Consider the following 17,025-nt stretch of genomic DNA (forward strand, 5'->3'; position numbering starts at 1 on the left):
GATGGGCATCACCGTATAAATAGTTCATGGCCTTCAAGCCGATATTTCCACCTGAAATGCTCGAGCGTCTGCCACAATGTTCTCCCAGGAGCGTTTATAGACGAAGTAAATGGTGGTCTTGCCGGGCATTAGGGGCTCGAAGACAAAGATCGATGTGCCGCTAGCACCAAGTGCCTTTGAGGAGGAGGCCCTAAAGTCAGAGCTCTTGAGGTTTAAGAGGGAATGGTCGTAATCCACATTCCAGCCATATCCCGTGGTCGGATTGGCGGAGAGGGAGATGATGAACTCCTCACCCACTCGAGCATCCAAAAGCTCCATCTCACTTTTCCCAAGAGCATCGGCCTCATCGGAGATGAGATAACTTTCCGCCGGCTGCATCAAGGGGTAGTTGTCGATATTGTCCTGATTTAAAACCACCGGCTCGTCGCCGATTCCATCGCCGTTCTTATCCTCGCCGGCATAGTCCGCCCAGTAGTTGCCCAAAAAACTGCGCTGTACCCGGCTGTTATACTGGTAGCTGATCATCCGGCTCGAGTTCCAGGTGGCAACATCCTCCGGGCAGACGCTGTTTTTGCCCGGAAAATCGTTCAGGTATATGGTAGCGGGAAGGACGACCTCCAACCTGCAGCCTGCGCTCCTTTCATCGCCGTCACGAGCACTGGAAAAGTCGAATCCCGACAGCACCGCTCCTTGAGCGGCCAGGATAGCTCTCCCTTTCTCCGGATTGAGGATCGGGTTTCCGCTGCCTGTGTCCCTGCCCTGCAGGTTCACCGGCCGGCCCATTATGAAGGGATTAGCGTAGATTCCGCTTTCCACAATGATCGTATCTCCAGCAGAGGCATTAACAAGTGCCTCCTGGATGCTCAGATTGCTGCAGCCTTGTGGACAGATACGCATCATCTGGGCTGCTCCAGCTCCAGAAAGCGAGCTAGAGAGCATGAGGGAAAGCAGGAGGGCAATCGATGCCTGGATGAACAACCTTTTGTAATCGAGCATATCACAATTAATGCATCTTTGAATCTTAATAACTTTCGGAGCTGAGGCGATCTATACAATTAGAGGGAGCAAGAAAGAATGAACGGGGCCATTGGCGAGAGGGATCTTATTCGGCGCATCTCTGTGATCCTGGGTGGGCTGGAGAACGACGACTGCGCGGTTATCGATGCGGGAGAGCGTTATCTTGTGGCAAGCACCGATATGCTCCACCAGAAGACCGACTTTCCTGATATCATGAACCCCTGGCAGATGGGCTGGATGGCGGTAGCAGTCAACCTGAGCGATATTGCTGCCATGGGGGCAGAGCCCGCGGGAGTCCTCATCGCTGCCGGACTCCCGCCGGAGGCGGATCAGTATTTTATCGATGAGCTCTTTTCAGGATTTGGCGATTGTGCTGCTCTCTATGGTACTCGAATTCTGGGAGGGGACACCGACAGCCACCTGGAATTGACCATCACTGGCACATCTTTGGGCTTTGTTGAAAAGGAGCTGATTCTGCGCCGCCGGGGAGCACGAGCGGGGGACTTGCTCTGCACCACCGGCTCTCTGGGGGCAGCTGGAGGCGGGCTGTGGGCCTGGCAGAACGGCGCGAAAAGCGAGCTTATAACCAGTCTGCTGGAGCCCGAGCCCCGGCTGAAGGAGGCCCGGGCTTTGGCGAAGAGCGGAAGCGTTACGGCAATGATGGATAACAGCGATGGCCTGGCTCTGTCCCTCTCCGATCTTTCAGAGGTGAGCGGAGTGGGCTTTCTGGTCTATCAGGATAAGCTGCCCCTGGCTCCCGGCCTGGTGGAGATGGTGGGGCAGGAGAATGCTATAGATATGGCATTGAGCGCGGGAGGGGACTATGAGCTGGTATTCACCCTGCGCTCCTCGGGCCTGGAGGCGGCCCGAAGAGCTTGCGATCTGACGGTTATAGGCGAGGTGGTGGAGGAGGGAATCTGGATGGAAAGGGCAGGGAAGAGAAGACAGATCGAAAGATTGGGCTATGAGCATCGGATAGGGCTGTGACTACTCCCACCCCTTAAAAGGGGCAGGCTTCTACGGTTTTTATTCCGACAGATTGTAGTCCCAATCTGAGTATATTGATTGCCGCATTCCAATCTCGATCCAAGGATAGCCCGCACTGAGTGCAGTTATGGACGCGATCAGAAAGCGTCTTTTCAACCAGAATGCCACACCTGGAGCACATCTTAGACGTATTTCTTGGATCTACCAGTACTACCATCGAACCGGCACTTGCAGCCTTGTACGAGGTCAGAGTCACAAGCATATTCCAAGCCACGTCTGAGATGGATTTTGCCAGGCAATGGTTTTTGAGCATATTTTGAATACTAAGATCTTCAAAGGCAATCAAACCGAACCTGTTAACCAGATACCGACTAACCTTATGGGCAAAATCGCATCGCTTGTTAGCGATCCTCTCATGGACCCGCTCAACCATCCGAAGAGCTTTCTTTCTGGAGTGCCTTTCGGTACTTTTGAGAGCTTCCTTTGGACTCTGGCGAGTTCCGTTTCCTCTTCTCGGAAGAATCGAGGATTAGCTATCGTCTCACCATTGGAAAGAGTCGCAAAGCTTTCCAGACCAACATCTACACCAACGAGAGAACCGTCTTTCTGAGGATAGGTAAAAGAATCGTACCAACCTCTTCCCCGAAATCTTGGATATCCAGGATTCTCTCCGGCTTTGACTCTTCGGAAGAACGCCTTCAAAGCAAGATCCACCCTTTCCTGGGCATTCTGAAGGGTTTGGGAAAAGACATCGTTAAGTTCAGGCTTCTCTTCTTTCCAAGTTGGAAGAAGATTGTGCGTCTCGTACTTGGATACGGATTTGCCTTCTTTCTCCCAAGCATCTTTTCGGTATGCTAAGGTCTGATTGTATGTCCACCGGCATAGATCTAGGGTCCTCTCCATCTTCGTCCTTTGGGACTTTGTTGGATAGATCCTAAATTTATATGCCTTGAGCATAGATGCTTTTTATGCGGTTGATTGTGTTTATAGTTTTCTGCACAACGGTGGGGCACGATTCATCCCCTCCCCTGAAGGAGAGGGGTCTTCTCTGCCCCTACACCCCGACGTTATAAGCAAAAAAAATATCAAAAAAAATTATTCTGCCGAGAGATAGTCGTACAGGAAGGCGGCGATCAGAGCTCCTGCTACCGGCCCGATGATGTATATAGGGAAGAAATGCCACAGGCTATTTCCGCCCAGGATGTAATCCCCAATGTAGGGCCCGAAGGTTCTTGCCGGGTTGAGAGATGAGCCTGTGATGTTCCCGATGGTGGTGATTATCCCCCCTACCACCAGGCCGATCACCAGCCCCGCAAATCCCGGCGGAGCTTGCCTGTCCACAGCCACTCCCATGATGGTCAGCATGAGCAGAAAGGTGCCTATGGCCTCCACCATTACCGCCTGCCAGTATCCGATTCCTGGAAATGGCGCTGTGGCTCCCAGACCACCTACTGTGACGGCATCCATGCCCACGCTGGCGGCAAACAGGAAACTGGCGACGGATGCGCCCACCAGCTGGGCCAGGATATAAGGAATGGCATCTCCCAGGGAAAATCTCCTCGTGGCCAAGAGGGCTATCGTCACAGCTGGGTTCAGATGGGCTCCTGAGATCCTGCCCAATGCATATATAGAAGCTGCAATGGCGATGGCAAAAGCCATTCCTATGGCAAACCAATCCCCCAGTCCTCCCAGGGTGCCTATGCCTATGTTAAATGGGTTGGGCGGGCTTGATCCCTGGGAGATCATCAGGGTTATCGCTGCTGCGCCTGCCCCGAAGTAAACCAGGATGAAAGTCCCGACCGCCTCGGCAATGGACCTTTTTGCCAGTGACATGTTCATCCCTCATGATATGCAGCATAGCATGGCTTGCAGAGAATACGGGGCAGCGTTCGCTTCATCTTCTTGGAGGGGAAGGGATAGCCTCCCTCCCAAATTTCCAGCTCCTCTCTGACCAGGTGATCCATGCAGACCCCCATTCCGCAGAGTATGCAGATGGCCACCGCATCAGTATCCTTTTGAGCCAGAGCACAAAGATAGCATTTCATATATCCACCATCAACCTTGATTGGAATTCAATAAGCTTCTTTTCTTGCTGTTTGATGCTGCCTCATACTGCTTCTCTGTACTGGCAGTAGGAGTGCCTGAAGTCGACCAGCGCCGCAGAAGCGCAGTTCTTGCATACCCTGGCGGGTGATGCTGGAATCTCCTTATGCAGGGCGATGATGTTGGTCATCATCGTAGCCGTCACCGGCTCGCTGGTAAGGAGGCAGGGATAGTCAGACAGCCTCATCAGAGCAGAGAAGCGCACGGTGATGGCGCAGGCCGGATAGGCATAACGCTGGGGATTCATGAGAACCTCATTTCTGTGAATGGGCTCAAGGTCCACATCGAAGCCCGATATCCTGGGGACGAGCTTGCCGCCCAGGCCGTTCTTCAGTCTTCTGGCCTTGTCAAGCACCTTCCATCCCCGGTAGATCATATCCATGAAGTCGCAGTTATGCAGCTCAGCTGCTGCTCCTCTGGTGGGATAGAGCTGCACATAGTTATGGAACCTCTTGGTGAGAAGGTCCACTATGCCTATGGCGTTGAAGCCGTCCAGCTCTGCTATATACTCGACTGCGGAAGCGGCGGCACCAGTGGCCAGGTTCAGAGGCTGGTGCTCGTTCTTGAAACTGTCCAGAGAGTTATTGAGGGTGGAGCCCATGACCTCAGTGACTGCCTCGATGACAGCCATTATGACGTCATCCTTGCACATGTTGAAGGTGGACTGGGATATATGATGGGCGATATCCCCCACACAATAAGCAGGAATTGTGAGGATGTTCCCATAGTGAACCCCTTCATTCATCGCCGCCCTGACCGCGGGCATCATCCTCTTCTTGTACTCGGTCATGTATTTGCGAACATCAAAGGACTGGTGGCCTGCGGCATCCATGAGCTTTCCCTGGGCCTCAATGGGACTCTCGTAGATGTACTTGATCTCATCGATCTCCTTTCTTACCGCTTCTGCCAGACTGGTTCCTTTCTCTGCTTCCTGGGCAAAGACCTCGCCTATGCCATAGGAGGTGTTCATGCCCCAGGATTTGGCAGCCAGTATTGCCTGCTTATGGACGTCAGGAATATCAATGGTCTTCAGGATCCTGTTGACCACGTTGCTCGTGCTGCCTGGAATCAGGGCAAAGTCCACCACACAGGTCGGACCGTAAAATCCTGCATATCTGCGGGCTGCCTCAAGCCCGATCAGAGCCTCTGATCTTCCCACCCCATCGATGAAGGCCTTAAGGCTCTTTTTGAAGCTCTCGTCCTGCTCACACAATATTTCGAGGATGGCAGGGGTCTGGTAATGCTCGACAAACGGATCGTCCTCCGGTCTTATGGTCTTGGTCAGGGACTTCATGACCTCATAATGAGAGTTGACCGAGTCCACATGCAGAGCGATGACCGATTTGGACTGGCCTTCAATGGCCTTCATCTTGTTCACTACATCCAGATAGGCCTTGGCATCCTCTACCTCAAAGCTCTGCCCTCTCTTTCTCTTGACCGTCTCCACATCTGCCCGCTGGGCTGCCATGGCCTCTTCTACCATCTTACGGTATAGTTCAGACATCTTCCTCACCCCTATCAATCGGAGGCCGCAATTCTCCCATGATATCCTGAGCACCATATCCTGAGCATCAGCAATAAAACATTCTTAAAGCCTCAGTTCCGATTGGTTGTATCCTGCCTCCTGAGGATACCATTATTACTATATGGAGCTGATCAGATATATGTATTACCATTATCCAATATTTGAAAGGTAGGGGATTGCGAGTTGCTCTCCTTTTTGGGCTTGGATCATATTTTATGTGCCGAGATTCCAGTTTCATGATAATCGACTAGCATCTGCATCAATCAGCTCAGAGGATGAGCAAGACTTGGCAAGCATAATGGATCGCGGCGCCGAACCTATCCGATGATGCGGAGAACAAAGAGCTTGTGTTTTGAGCTCTGGCTGCAAATGATCGATGATCTTATCATCGTGTTATTGCGATAAGCTAATATAAGAATAGCCATCTCGCACTTTCGATTGGCTAAAATACTGGAATTGTAGATCCGGGATTCGGAGCGAGATGGCAGAAGACAATAGAAGAGGCTGAGAATCAGACAACAAGAGAATGAACAATTAACCTCCAACGGTGAAATCAGATGGTGAAGATCGAGGTAATGGGAACAGGTTGTGCTAAGTGCAAGAGCCTGCTGAAGAACGTACAGAAGGCAGTGGAAGAATCGGGGACTGATGCAGAGATCATCAAGGTGGACAGCATCCAGGAGATCATGGATCGAGGAGTGATGATGACACCAGCCCTATATATAGATGGAAAATCGGTCTTGACAGGGAGAACGGCAACTGTGGAAGAGCTTAAACGGATGCTCAAGAGATAAATGCGCATAATTGGAAAATATAATGGTGTCACCAATGGACGAGAAAAAAAAGTGCAGTTGCAGCTCCTCGGACGTGCGGGTGGTGGCCTGCTCCGGAGCGTGCAATGTCGGCCAGATCGCTAATCAGGCGGCAGTCGATCTGTCGAAAGAGGACGTGGCAGGATTCTTCTGCCTGGCGGCAGTGGCCGCTCATATCGAGGCAATGGTAAAGTCGGCACGGGAAGCAGGAATGATGATATCCATTGATGGCTGTCCGGTGCAATGTGCTGCCAAGACCCTGCAGCATCTGGAAATAGAGCCGGCCATACAGATCATTGTGACTGAGCTGGGCATAGAGAAGACTCAGGACCTCTCTATTGACCAGGACGTGTGCTCTAAGGTGGTAGAGCAGGTTAAAGAGGAGCTGGCCGCCTGAAGTCGAGGTGAATTGGATGAGTAAACTGAGACCAATTTTGATTACGATGGGCGTTCTCTGCGGGACGCTTTTGGCGGCCCTGGTCCTCATAGAGAGCGCATCTGCCGGTGCGGAATGCGCATCTTTAGGAGGGGGGTGCGACGACTCCAACGGCGGCTGGGATCCTATGGCCAAGCTGGATGAGATAGGCAATGTAACCGCTACCCAGCAGTCAGCTGGAACCAACTGGGCCAAGAAGTCCAGGGAGATCCGCTGGGGGATGAACTCCTCCCAGGGCGCAGAGGATGAAAAAGGTGAGGAAAACGAGAGTGCAGTGGCGCCCGATAGCGTCCCGCAGGCAGAGGCAGAAGAGGCCAAGGATGTTCAGATTGCCGCCCCGCTAAAGCTGAAGGAATTGCAGATCAACATGACCCGCAGCCTTAAGGCAAGAGAGATGCTCTTGTCGCTGGATGGGGTCGATGATGCAGATATCCTGCTGGATGTGAGCGAGAACTCGAGCCTCCATATCGAAGGTTCAATTTACATTCCCTATATGGAGTTCTTCCTTCAGCCGGGGATTCTGAAGCCGGCAGATGAGGTCGCCAGCATCTTGGGCGAGGCTGGAATCTCCAGAGAGGATTCGGTTGTCATCTATGGGGAATGCCTGCCCTGCGGCGGAGGACCATCGGTGGCCACCTACGTCTACTGGATGATGAAGAGCCTGGGCCATGAGAAAGCAAAAGTCCTGGACGGGACGGCTGAGGACTGGGCGACAGCGGGAGGGGCTACCTCAGGGAGTGCTGAAGTGCTTCCTCGGAAGGAGTATATCCCTCTGGTGAATTCAAACTACACCGCCACCTTCGATCTGGTCAAGAGCGGCCAGGTGCAGATCATCGATGCCCGCACGCCGCCCGAGTTTGCCATGGGAACCATACCCGGATCGATCAGCATGCCCTATGAGAGCGTTCTTGCCGATAAGAAGATCACCGGCGAGGACCGGCTGGATATGGTCTTCATGGTGCTGAACAAAAACCAGCCAGTGGTCGTCTTCACCAATACCGGGATGAAGGGCTCTGTGGTCTGGTTCGCCCTGGAGATGATGGGCTACGATGCCCGGCTCTACAGCTACCAGGACTGGATGGCAAATCAACAGCCAGATCTCCGAGAGGTGGATGGGTCCGGGGGGTTAAATGAGACTGCAATCTGATCTTTCCGTCCCTCTTGCGGCTGAGGGAGAAAGGCCGGCAACTGCCGGCGGGACAGTGGCCATTTCTGGAGCGATTGCGGTTCTGCTGTTCATACTGTCCACCTCTTTTATTCTATTGGCAGGATCGGCCAGCGCAGGCACAGAGACTGGGGAGTTCTGCCCCACCTGCCCTGATTGGACCAATCTGGACGGCTGGCTGGAAAAGAAGGCTGCCTATGAAGAGGATATGAAAAATGTTCAGCAGAATGGCCTGCAGAATGAAATGAACAATAATGAGTTGAAGATAAAGACTGCTGAAGCAGAGATTGGGCTGAATGGGAGTCGGAATTCATCCTCTTCCACCCATATGGGCAATAGCAGCAACAATAGCGCCAGCAACGGCATGAGCAACAGCACAGCATCCGCTCTGAGCAGAAGCAGCGAGCTGGTCGGGGCGATAGCATCCCCGGATTCGATCTTTTCGGATGAGGTTGTATTGGACATCAGCCCCAGTGCGGCCGCATACATCGAGGGCGCTGTCAATCTCAATTACGATCGCTTCTTCTCCGAAGGCGGGGAGATAGTGCCGGCATCGGAGATGGCGCGGCTGCTGGGAGATGCGGGCATCAGCAGCAACGATTCCCTGCTGATCGCCGGGGAGTGCCTGCCCTGTGGCGGAGGACCGTCGCCGGCGTTCTTCACCTACTGGGCCCTAAAATACCTGGGACATGAGAAGGTAAGGGTGCTGGAGGGCACGATCGAGGACTGGAAGGCTGGGGGATTGAACATCAGCAACACTTCTGCCATCAGGTCCAAGGCCGAGTATATCCCCCATATAAGGCCAGAGCTTCTTGCCACCTATGAATATGTAGTCACTGGCGGGGCGCAGATAGTTGACGCCAGGCCGGCAAATGCTTATGAGCTGGGCTCAATTCCCGGGGCGATCAACATACCCTATGAGAATGTGCTGGTCAATGATAGCATGATGCCCAAAGAGATGCTGAAAGAGCGTTTCCTGGATCTTGACAAGAACCGATCGGTTGTGGTTTACACCAATATCGGGGTTGAGGCCGCTTTGCTCTGGTTCGCTCTGAACGAGTCCGGCTACGATGCCCGGCTCTACACCTGGAGGGACTGGCTGGAAAACCAGCCCAAGTTCCCCTATGAGCTGGCGGAGGTCTCTGCCCAGCCCAATCCGGTCAGATCAGGAGAGGCGACGACCATAACAGCATCCTTCCATGAGAGGACGGAGAGGACAGACTCATCACAGTACAGCTCTTCCTCAGCCAATTCCTCCGCCAACCAGGAACCGAAGCTGACGGTTAAGGGATGCGCTACCTGCGGATTTGGCTCTCCCCAGGGCTTTGCCAACCTGGATCGCAAGGATGGATATGTGCAGATCGGCTCGAACAGAAAGGCGGGCCAGAGCTCTGCCTCTTCCACAAATGCATCCGACCAGTCCTCCTCCGATGGCATTTTGAGGTGCACTGCAGTGATATATGCACCGGATGGCGGTGAAGAGACAAGGACCAGCCTGCTGCAGACATCTGGGGGCAGGTACATGGGCATCTGGAATGCCAATGTCGCTCCCGGGTTGTATAAGGTGAGCATAGTCGCATCCCTGGATGGGAATGCAGAGGCATTTACTGATGTGCTGCAGGTGGAGGTGACAAGGAAGGGATGAAGGGGCCTGGGCCTCTGTCATCCCGATCTTGGACCGATCCATTGGATCGTGTTCAGGGTGAAAAGATCTATAAAGATCAGCAGATCGATACTGAAAAATTGCGATAGACCTCATGACAAGGATAGGCAGATGTTGACCTCGATTATAATTCCCACAAAGGATGAACCAACCATTCAAGAGCTTGTAGATAATATCAATGCAACAATTAAGGAAAACCACGAAATACTGATAGTAGACAAGAGCCGCACCGCGCCAAAGGTTAAAGGGGCGGAGGTTATGATACAGAGATCGGATGGTTTGGGCAACGCTTTTGTTGAAGGCTTGTCCAGATCCAAAGGAAATATAATCGCTCTCATGGATGGCGACGGCTCTCATCGGCCAGAAGATCTCCAGAAAATGCTCAAGCTGATAGAGAATCATGATATCGTCCTCGGATCGAAGCTCATTGAGGGTGGAGAGTGCAGTGACACTTTAGGAAGGAAATTAGTAACCCTCGCCTTTGCTCAATTGACCAGATTGATCCTGGGCGTAGATCTAAGGGATCCCATGACAGGTTTTATGGTGGCAAAGAAGAATGTATTCGATAATCTGGAGCTTAAACCCAAGGGATTCAAGATAGTCATTGAGATTGTATATAAATCGAAGGCGAAGGTGTTGGAAGCCCCCATATCCTTCTATAAGAGGAAAACGGGCTCTTCAAAGGTAGGGTTCAATACGAACGGCCTCCGGGAGATGGCCAGGATCTTTGAGCTTCTGCTCGAGCTCAAGCTGGGACGAATAAGAGGGGAATGGTAATGCATATCGCCCTACATAATCTGCTGGCTCAATGCTCGGAATCAATCCAAGGGATAAGCCTGCAAAGCAAGCCCGTAGATCATTCCTGGAATCAGGCATTAAGAATCCTTCCTTCAAGTATTCTTGACAATTTGATTGCAAGAGGGCGATGGAGATTTGTTTTTAAGTTTGCATTCGTTGGGGCTACAGGGGCGGTAATTAATCTGACCTTGCTCTGGCTTCTAACCGCCTATGTTCATATATATTATATCATATCTGCATTGATAGCGATAGAGATAAGCATAATATGGAACTTTTTCTTGAATACCAGGGCGACGTTCAATTACAGTTTCCCAGAGGGGACGGCAATTGTTCGTGCAATGGCCAGGTATCATGCTGTCTCATTTGGAGGCATACTGATTAACCTTTCCGCGCTGCTTGCTTTTACGGAAGTTGCAGGAATTCACTATGTAGCATCCGAATTTCTGGCAATATTGATTGCATTTACATTTAATTACCTAGGAAGCATAAATTACGTATGGCGCGAAGCCGGATAGGGCAAGCAGCATTGCGATTATGGTCGATATAGAGAACTCTCCTGGCAAGCTGATTTACATCATGATATCATGATAGAGTCGATAAAAACAGCTCTCCTTTTCCATCACCCTTAAATAATCAATCAGCGTTACAACCGCCTCGTTCAAAGCTGGTCTTCTGGATTTGGACAGATGCCGATCCGATCAGCAGCCTGTGAAGGTGACGGAGACGAAGATGAATGCGTTCAATAGTGGTAAGGAAAATGCCGAGAAATTATCTTATGAAGAGAGAAAAATAAAAATACGGATTTTGGCTCTCGCATTGCTTGGTTTCCTCATAAGTGTGAAATCCGACCGGTATTTTCCCTTGCCTGATCATCTCCCGGAACCTATCTTTCAGATAATCCTATTGCCATATACTTGTTTATTTTTTGCTGCTTTTATTATTTTTATAAAGCCCGGAATCGTTGGAGATGCTCATCTATCCCCCATCGACCGCATTTCTGCCGTCAAGCTAACGACGGTCATTATCTTGATTTTTGAAGCGATGGCATTTATCCTTCTGATCGTGCAGGATCTCAGATATGCCCTTTTCGGCTATCATCTAAATATCCCAATTGCCATTTTTTTATTCGCATGTATTGGAGCTTCACTCATATATCTACTTATTAAGGATGCATCCCAGGGCCTTCTTGTTCTTATCGCTCTGGCAGCATATACTGGAACATACCTTTTAAGCATTGTCTCATTCCCGCTTCATTCACAGAGGTCAGATATGCTCCCTCTCATCCTCTCGGGATGTCAGTCCTTCCTGGCAGGGATGAGCCCATATGCTTACCATGACCTTCTCTACCATCCACCCCATCAGGTGTTCACTTATCTGCCCGGAATGTGGATGGCCTATCTGCCAGCTGCTGCATCTGGAGTGGATCTGCGGTTTATAAACCTGATAAGCATGCTGGTATCTGCGCTTATTCTGGCATATTCGGCTAATGGTTCCAGGAATCATAGCATGCTGCTAGTTCCGGTATTCCTGCTGACCCCATATCTTCAGTACCGGCACGAAATCTATCTCGGGGTGCTATTTCTCATTCTTTCAATCGTCTTTTTCCTCGATAGAAACAACAAATGGTGGACGAGTTCTATTGCATCTGGATATGCTCTCGCCGCCTACCAGTTCGTCTGGGTCATTTTTCCTTTTATTGTGGTTTCAGCCTTTAAGAGATGGGGAATAAAAAAGGCTTTTGTGAATTCATTGATAGCAGTAGCAATTGCCTTGATCCTCATACTTCCATTCCTTTTGGGCTCTCCTGAAGAGTTCATCGCTGGTGTGTACGGCAACTGGTTTTATATTGACACCCCTTCTGTAAACCTCTCCTATCTGATATCTCTTTTTATTCCCTGGGATTCGATGATAATTGTTCAAGGCATCGTTATGGTCGCCATCTTTTCGCTGGCACTGCAAAGAATGGATCCTGAAGACCGCTGGGGGTGGATGGCTACCGCACTGGTCTTATTCATCGCCATGAACAGGGTCATTAATGTGTACTTTTATTTGATCGTCCTTCTTCTTTTGGTAATGCATGGAATTTCCGTAAGCACTCTGAAAGAAAAGCCGGATGAAGAGGAGGAGGCACCAAATTAGATAGGAACATTTGGGCTGCATTTGCTGCAGTGACATCTGCCTTTTTTTATAGCTGCTAAATGTGATCAATAATGCCACATTTTTTCAGATTTTTTGGTTTTAGGAAGCCACTTGCTCATTTCTCTTCAGATTCTTCTCTTCCAAGCCTTTCAGCATACTTCAGATAGTTGCAGGCCGGGCTTCCGAGGGGGATGATCCTTCCCTGCACAGTGCCATCAATAACCATCAGCTCCGCCACCGAGGGAGCGGACATCCTGGGCTGGGAGGTGCTCCCGGGACAGATGAGAAGCCTTCTGCCCTTCTCTATGAGTGGACGGTGAATATGTCCGAATACCAGAACCTCACAGTTCATCTCCCTGGCCATCATCTCCGCCCCCACCAGATCGGAACCATGTGAAGCCATGTGCACGAGGCCTATCTTCACTCCTTCCACTTCTATCACCTCTCTTTTCGGCAGGAGCCTTTTGAGTTGGGGCGAGTCGGAGTTTCCCCTCACCGCAACCAGCCTTCCCAGATCCTTAAGGGCGGAATGGGCCTGGACTGAGATAAAATCGCCGGCATGAAGGATGATGTCCGCTTTGCTTGCTAATGCGACCACCGCTTCTGGTAGCCTGTCATCCTCCATCAGATGGGTATCTGAGAGAGCTATTATCCTGGACATTTTTTCATCACATCATCCTTGAAAAAGTGCAGCTGAGACAGCTATTGCCCTTGGGCTCAGACGTGCATTCGCCTCATGCCGGCCTCTGCTATGCCCAGAAACTCCGCGCCCACGGCCACCACGCTGTTGGTGAATATGGAGGCGTTGATCTCAAAGATGGGATACCTGAATTTGGTGTAATCGGACATCAGCCAGGTGGTCGAGGACGTGTCACCGCTGAAGAGACTGCGGTACTCCTCTTTTACCGGCACTACTGCTATGTCCTTGCTCCTTTTGCACTTGCTCAGGATGGAGACCTGCCTGGATGAAGGATTGGCAGTTATGGGCATCACATCAGCACCCTTCTTCAGGGCCAATGTCGTCCCTTCCAGGGCTTCATAGGTGTTGCCTGTTCCGGTTATCGGTATGTATACATCGCCTATCTGAAAGCTCGGAGTATTGAAATCCCTCTCCCAATAGCTGATCTTGTTCAGATGGGTGAACCTCATCTCAAAGGCCCTTGCCACCAGACCGGATCTGCCCACTCCTCCAATTATGTATCTTCCGCTGCGGGGAAGGAGCCTGATCAACCAGTTCTCCAGGTGCTCAGGATCCATGCGGGAGATGAGGCTGGCATTCTCCATCAGGTCCATGATTATGGATCGATACTCCGGACAGTTAGGATCGCAGATCCCCTTGAGCCGGCACTGAATATCCGCGAAAAGGGCATTCAAAAAAGCCAGGACCTCCAGCTCGAACTCCGTGCCAAGAGGAGAGAGCCTGGAACGCATATCCTTGTCCGTGGCATGCTTCGTCCTGGCTTCGATTACCAGAACGTCCCCTTTCTCATACTCGCTCACCATCTTGTAAGCGGTTCCCTCTTTATTGGCAGTAATGAGCTTGATGTCCCCGCCGCGAGTGATAAAGTCGCTTATATATTTATTTACTGACTGCGTCTCTCCAGAGCCTGATATGGCAATGCCGAGGTTCATTCCCTTGCGGTAGTGCCTCTGAACTGGGTCCTCCAGGGTAAAAGGAAAAACGTTCTCAAAATGGTTCTGGATGAGCTGCATGAAGCTGTAGAGGGCAAGAGCGGATCGTCCCGCCGCAAGGCCGTAGACGAACTTGTTCTCCGGGATGGGCTTGAGAAAGTCCACCATGGACTCGGAGAATGCAGCTACGCTTGGCATATCCAGATCCAGCAGCTTCTCCAGGAAGCTGCACTGTAAGTTTGTGGATTCGCGGAAGGTTTCTATCAGGCCTGACATAGTGGCTCATTTTATGGCCCGGCAGAGATAAGCCTTCTGGGACAGCCCAATACCATCAGGTAAACTACTCCGGCCTAAAGACCGGAGCTTTCAGTAGCCCTGAAAGGACAGCCTTGATACTTGGAAGTCCTTCCGAGCCTCCAGGCCGGTCTACATAGCGGCCCAAGAAAGCTATATTCTTAGCACCATTGAAATCAGCATCGCCAGACCAACCACACACAGGACACTTGAAGCTCTTGCCATTCCTGATTCCATGCTCACCGCACTGATGGCACGTCGGCTGGTGTATGCGGGGTCCACCAGAACCAGAGGAACACCCGCCACGAGAGCCTTATAGCTAAGGAACTCCTTAAGCTGGTAGAAGGCCCAACCATTGACTCTTCGTCTATGGTTTTTTCCTGCTTTCTGGTTGACGCCTTCTCTAATTCCGGTTAGATCTTCCAGAGCTATCTTTGCAGGAATCTCCTGGGCTCTGGTCACAATGGCTTTGCCGATTTCGTGGTTGATCTGCCGTTGGTAGCGTGCTTCTTTGCCTGATAGTCGTTGCTGAAGCTCTCGGCATCTTCGCCTTGAACTCCTTGTACCTTTCACGGCTTTCTGTTGAAGAACAGCACGCATAGACGCATAATGATTCTTGATTAGCTTGATAGTCTTTCCGCCAAACTTCTGGCCTTCGGAGGTCACAGCTATATCAGTTATACCAAGATCGACACCAAGGACCGTATCAACATGTATCTGCTCCGGTGCTTCGCTTTTAGCCTGGATGTTGATATAGTATTCAGATCCTTTCTTACAAAGCGTTGCGCTTGTCGGTTTAGAATCCTTGAGTCTGGTTCGCTGATAGTCGCCTAGAACCAACTTGATTCGTTGTCTCGATCTAAGAAGAGTCACGCTGATTTCTTCGTCTTTCTCTCTGAAAGCAAAGATCCTAGTATCATAATCTATACTGGTTGGTTCAAAGTTCTTAACTGATGAATGATCCTTCATGGCAGTCTTACGGTTAGATGCAACGCGATTGATAGCCCTGATTGCCAGATTGGCAGAAAGACCAAACTTAGCTCGAACATCTTGGTATACAATGCCCTGAATACGGACCTTATTTCTGAGCTTAGCAGGCGTATTCTGTTTTATCCAATTGCAGGCATCCGCAAAGGCTTTCAGAGTATCCTCCATCTCTTCGGCCTGGGAGTCTGTTGGACTTAACTTGCATTGGACGGTTAACACCTGCTCAGTCATCAGTAGGCAGTATATTCACTGAGTGATATATAGGTTTTGGTGGGCTACTTGCGGCTTTCCTCCCCGCCCTGAAGAGCGGGGCTTCCAGCCTGTGTTTATGTGACAATCTCTTCCAGCAGATCGAGCTCATTGGCTCGCTTTATCTCCTGGGCGATGCGCCTGCCGTTTGATAGTCCCGGCTCAACGAAATCGGAGTAAGGCGAGCCATTGATATAGAGGTTGGTTCCGGCGACGATTCTGGCAGATATCTCAAAGACCTTGAACTCCAGCTCGTCGGTGACAATGGTCTCCAGGCTGAAAGCGCCGATCATCCCTCCGAATAGATCCAGGCTGGTTTCTACAACCCTTTCCCCCAGCTCAAAGGCCCTAGGCAGGAGAGACTCGCGAAGCACCAGGGGAAGGTTTCCGGTTACCACGAAGCTGGGATAAATGCCCGCATCCGCCAGCTCCTTCATACTGCCGATGCGGAATATCTCATCGGCATTCGACTCCACTCGCCGGTCTATGCCCAGCATCTCCAGCGATCCCTTGCTCAGCCTGTATCCGTCCGGCTTTATGGGCGAGTAGAAGAAATGGATGTAGTACCTGGTGCCCAGGATGAACTCCTGGATGGTGTACTTTTCCTGGCTGCTCATCTTGCTCTGGAGCTCCTCTTTGGTCTTGGCAATGAAAAAGCCCCGACCGCCTTTGGCGCCGTGATACTTTACAATGACCGGACGGTCGATGTCATCTGCTTTCTCAAACCTCATGGGTACGTTGACTCCGGCCTTCAGCATCCACTCCCTCTCCATCTCTCTGTCGCTCTCCCAGGCCAGAACGCGACGGTTGCCGAAGGTGGGAACAGCCAGGGACTCGAACCGTTCGATTCCCAAATACTCGACCAGTGACCCATGGGGAATTACAATGGCGCTATCTGCCACTAGATCGTCGGCATAATCCAGCAGAGCCTTATAACTCTCAACGCAGATGAATTTATCTGGCTTAGCTAGTGGAAATGCATCATAGAACCTAGGCGGCTGGCCGATGCAGATGCCCAGGGTCTTGAATCCCTCCCGACGGGCGCCATGAAAGATTTGCAGGCTGCTGTGCGAGCAGATGGTGGCAATAGTGATATTTTTCTTATCGTATCCCTTCAGAATCTCCGAAATCTCCTCTTTTGAAATCATGGTGATATCCCTTTGAATTATGACCTTTGAAATAGTAGGGTTGGCTCAAAGGTAGATAAGCCCTTCGGAG

Annotated in this window: 15 protein-coding genes and 2 pseudogenes; 8 read left to right on the forward strand and 9 right to left on the reverse strand. The window is 51.1% G+C overall.

Annotated elements, in window-relative coordinates; genetic code table 11:
• Positions 1-33: 33 nt before the first annotated feature.
• On the reverse strand, positions 34-996 hold the full coding sequence (locus MCON_RS15380) for a protease inhibitor I42 family protein (protein WP_013720500.1): 963 nt from the start codon (positions 994-996) through the stop codon (positions 34-36).
• A 78-nt stretch (positions 997-1,074) separates the two neighbouring features.
• On the opposite strand from MCON_RS15380, the gene thiL reads away from it, so the two are divergent.
• Positions 1,075-2,004: a thiamine-phosphate kinase gene (thiL, locus tag MCON_RS13505; RefSeq protein WP_013720501.1), complete on the forward strand. Its 930-nt coding sequence runs from the start codon at positions 1,075-1,077 to the stop codon at positions 2,002-2,004.
• A gap of 13 nt (positions 2,005-2,017) precedes the next feature.
• On the opposite strand, the pseudogene MCON_RS13510 reads toward thiL, so the two are convergent.
• The 4 genes and pseudogenes from MCON_RS13510 to MCON_RS13525 all read right to left on the reverse strand — a co-directional run bounded on the left by MCON_RS13510 (position 2,018) and on the right by MCON_RS13525 (position 5,611).
• Positions 2,018-2,961: pseudogene (locus MCON_RS13510) on the reverse strand (RNA-guided endonuclease InsQ/TnpB family protein).
• Between the two features lie 138 nt (positions 2,962-3,099).
• A complete protein-coding gene (locus tag MCON_RS13515) occupies positions 3,100-3,843 on the reverse strand; it encodes an MIP family channel protein (protein ID WP_157863833.1) in 744 nt (247 codons plus the stop codon).
• The gene (locus tag MCON_RS13520) at positions 3,840-4,049 is read right to left on the reverse strand and encodes a DUF2180 family protein (RefSeq protein ID WP_013720505.1); all 210 of its coding nucleotides are present in this window, start codon (positions 4,047-4,049) and stop codon (positions 3,840-3,842) included. Before MCON_RS13520 ends, MCON_RS13515 begins: the two co-directional genes overlap by 4 nt.
• A gap of 62 nt (positions 4,050-4,111) precedes the next feature.
• On the reverse strand, positions 4,112-5,611 hold the full coding sequence (locus MCON_RS13525) for a DUF2193 domain-containing protein (RefSeq protein WP_013720506.1): 1,500 nt from the start codon (positions 5,609-5,611) through the stop codon (positions 4,112-4,114).
• A gap of 578 nt (positions 5,612-6,189) precedes the next feature.
• On the opposite strand from MCON_RS13525, the gene MCON_RS13530 reads away from it, so the two are divergent.
• The 7 genes from MCON_RS13530 to MCON_RS16340 all read left to right on the forward strand — a co-directional run bounded on the left by MCON_RS13530 (position 6,190) and on the right by MCON_RS16340 (position 12,645).
• Positions 6,190-6,426, forward strand: a complete 237-nt coding sequence (locus tag MCON_RS13530; protein WP_013720507.1) for a thioredoxin family protein — start codon at positions 6,190-6,192, stop codon at positions 6,424-6,426.
• Positions 6,427-6,460: 34 nt separating this feature from the next.
• Positions 6,461-6,841 (forward strand): putative zinc-binding protein, encoded by a 381-nt coding sequence (locus tag MCON_RS13535; protein WP_013720508.1) that lies wholly within the window; start codon positions 6,461-6,463, stop codon positions 6,839-6,841.
• A 16-nt stretch (positions 6,842-6,857) separates the two neighbouring features.
• Complete coding sequence (locus tag MCON_RS13540) at positions 6,858-8,027, forward strand: sulfurtransferase (protein WP_157863834.1); 1,170 nt, start codon at positions 6,858-6,860, stop codon at positions 8,025-8,027.
• Entirely contained in the window at positions 8,011-9,690 is a 1,680-nt protein-coding gene (locus tag MCON_RS13545) for a sulfurtransferase (RefSeq protein ID WP_013720510.1), read from the forward strand. The genes MCON_RS13540 and MCON_RS13545 overlap by 17 nt, the downstream gene beginning before the upstream one ends.
• A gap of 129 nt (positions 9,691-9,819) precedes the next feature.
• Positions 9,820-10,485 carry a glycosyltransferase gene (locus tag MCON_RS13550; RefSeq protein WP_048132538.1) on the forward strand — a complete coding sequence of 222 codons (666 nt, stop codon included), beginning with the start codon at positions 9,820-9,822 and terminating at the stop codon, positions 10,483-10,485.
• Positions 10,479-11,021 carry a GtrA family protein gene (locus tag MCON_RS13555; RefSeq protein ID WP_083804735.1) on the forward strand — a complete coding sequence of 181 codons (543 nt, stop codon included), beginning with the start codon at positions 10,479-10,481 and terminating at the stop codon, positions 11,019-11,021. Before MCON_RS13550 ends, MCON_RS13555 begins: the two co-directional genes overlap by 7 nt.
• 754 nt (positions 11,022-11,775) lie before the next feature.
• Positions 11,776-12,645, forward strand: a complete 870-nt coding sequence (locus MCON_RS16340) for a hypothetical protein (protein ID WP_157863835.1) — start codon at positions 11,776-11,778, stop codon at positions 12,643-12,645.
• 115 nt (positions 12,646-12,760) lie between these two features.
• Here the strand turns inward: MCON_RS16340 and MCON_RS13565 are convergent, their stop codons facing one another.
• The 4 genes and pseudogenes from MCON_RS13565 to MCON_RS13580 all read right to left on the reverse strand — a co-directional run bounded on the left by MCON_RS13565 (position 12,761) and on the right by MCON_RS13580 (position 16,955).
• Positions 12,761-13,306, reverse strand: coding sequence for a metallophosphoesterase (locus MCON_RS13565; RefSeq protein ID WP_013720512.1), 546 nt, complete (start codon positions 13,304-13,306; stop codon positions 12,761-12,763).
• A 56-nt stretch (positions 13,307-13,362) separates the two neighbouring features.
• Positions 13,363-14,553 (reverse strand): phosphoheptose isomerase family protein, encoded by a 1,191-nt coding sequence (locus MCON_RS13570; RefSeq protein WP_013720513.1) that lies wholly within the window; start codon positions 14,551-14,553, stop codon positions 13,363-13,365.
• Positions 14,554-14,617: 64 nt separating this feature from the next.
• Positions 14,618-15,789 (reverse strand): annotated as a pseudogene (locus tag MCON_RS13575) (RNA-guided endonuclease InsQ/TnpB family protein).
• A gap of 95 nt (positions 15,790-15,884) precedes the next feature.
• Positions 15,885-16,955, reverse strand: a complete 1,071-nt coding sequence (locus tag MCON_RS13580) for a formate--phosphoribosylaminoimidazolecarboxamide ligase (protein WP_013720515.1) — start codon at positions 16,953-16,955, stop codon at positions 15,885-15,887.
• Between the last annotated feature and the right edge of the window lie 70 nt (positions 16,956-17,025).

This window comes from Methanothrix soehngenii GP6 (genome assembly GCF_000204415.1).
Classification (GTDB): Archaea; Halobacteriota; Methanosarcinia; order Methanotrichales; family Methanotrichaceae; genus Methanothrix; species Methanothrix soehngenii.

Excerpts from the sequence above, each read along its gene's own strand:
- MCON_RS15380 (WP_013720500.1), bottom strand. The coding sequence starts at position 996 with ATGCTCGATTACAAAAGGTTGTTCATCCAGGCATCGATTGCCCTCCTG.
- thiL (WP_013720501.1), top strand. The coding sequence starts at position 1,075 with ATGAACGGGGCCATTGGCGAGAGGGATCTTATTCGGCGCATCTCTGTG.
- MCON_RS13515 (WP_157863833.1), bottom strand. The coding sequence starts at position 3,843 with ATGAACATGTCACTGGCAAAAAGGTCCATTGCCGAGGCGGTCGGGACT.
- MCON_RS13520 (WP_013720505.1), bottom strand. The coding sequence starts at position 4,049 with ATGAAATGCTATCTTTGTGCTCTGGCTCAAAAGGATACTGATGCGGTG.
- MCON_RS13525 (WP_013720506.1), bottom strand. The coding sequence starts at position 5,611 with ATGTCTGAACTATACCGTAAGATGGTAGAAGAGGCCATGGCAGCCCAG.
- MCON_RS13530 (WP_013720507.1), top strand. The coding sequence starts at position 6,190 with ATGGTGAAGATCGAGGTAATGGGAACAGGTTGTGCTAAGTGCAAGAGC.
- MCON_RS13535 (WP_013720508.1), top strand. The coding sequence starts at position 6,461 with ATGGACGAGAAAAAAAAGTGCAGTTGCAGCTCCTCGGACGTGCGGGTG.
- MCON_RS13540 (WP_157863834.1), top strand. The coding sequence starts at position 6,858 with ATGAGTAAACTGAGACCAATTTTGATTACGATGGGCGTTCTCTGCGGG.
- MCON_RS13545 (WP_013720510.1), top strand. The coding sequence starts at position 8,011 with ATGAGACTGCAATCTGATCTTTCCGTCCCTCTTGCGGCTGAGGGAGAA.
- MCON_RS13550 (WP_048132538.1), top strand. The coding sequence starts at position 9,820 with ATGTTGACCTCGATTATAATTCCCACAAAGGATGAACCAACCATTCAA.
- MCON_RS13555 (WP_083804735.1), top strand. The coding sequence starts at position 10,479 with ATGGTAATGCATATCGCCCTACATAATCTGCTGGCTCAATGCTCGGAA.
- MCON_RS16340 (WP_157863835.1), top strand. The coding sequence starts at position 11,776 with ATGCTCCCTCTCATCCTCTCGGGATGTCAGTCCTTCCTGGCAGGGATG.
- MCON_RS13565 (WP_013720512.1), bottom strand. The coding sequence starts at position 13,306 with ATGTCCAGGATAATAGCTCTCTCAGATACCCATCTGATGGAGGATGAC.
- MCON_RS13570 (WP_013720513.1), bottom strand. The coding sequence starts at position 14,553 with ATGTCAGGCCTGATAGAAACCTTCCGCGAATCCACAAACTTACAGTGC.
- MCON_RS13580 (WP_013720515.1), bottom strand. The coding sequence starts at position 16,955 with ATGATTTCAAAAGAGGAGATTTCGGAGATTCTGAAGGGATACGATAAG.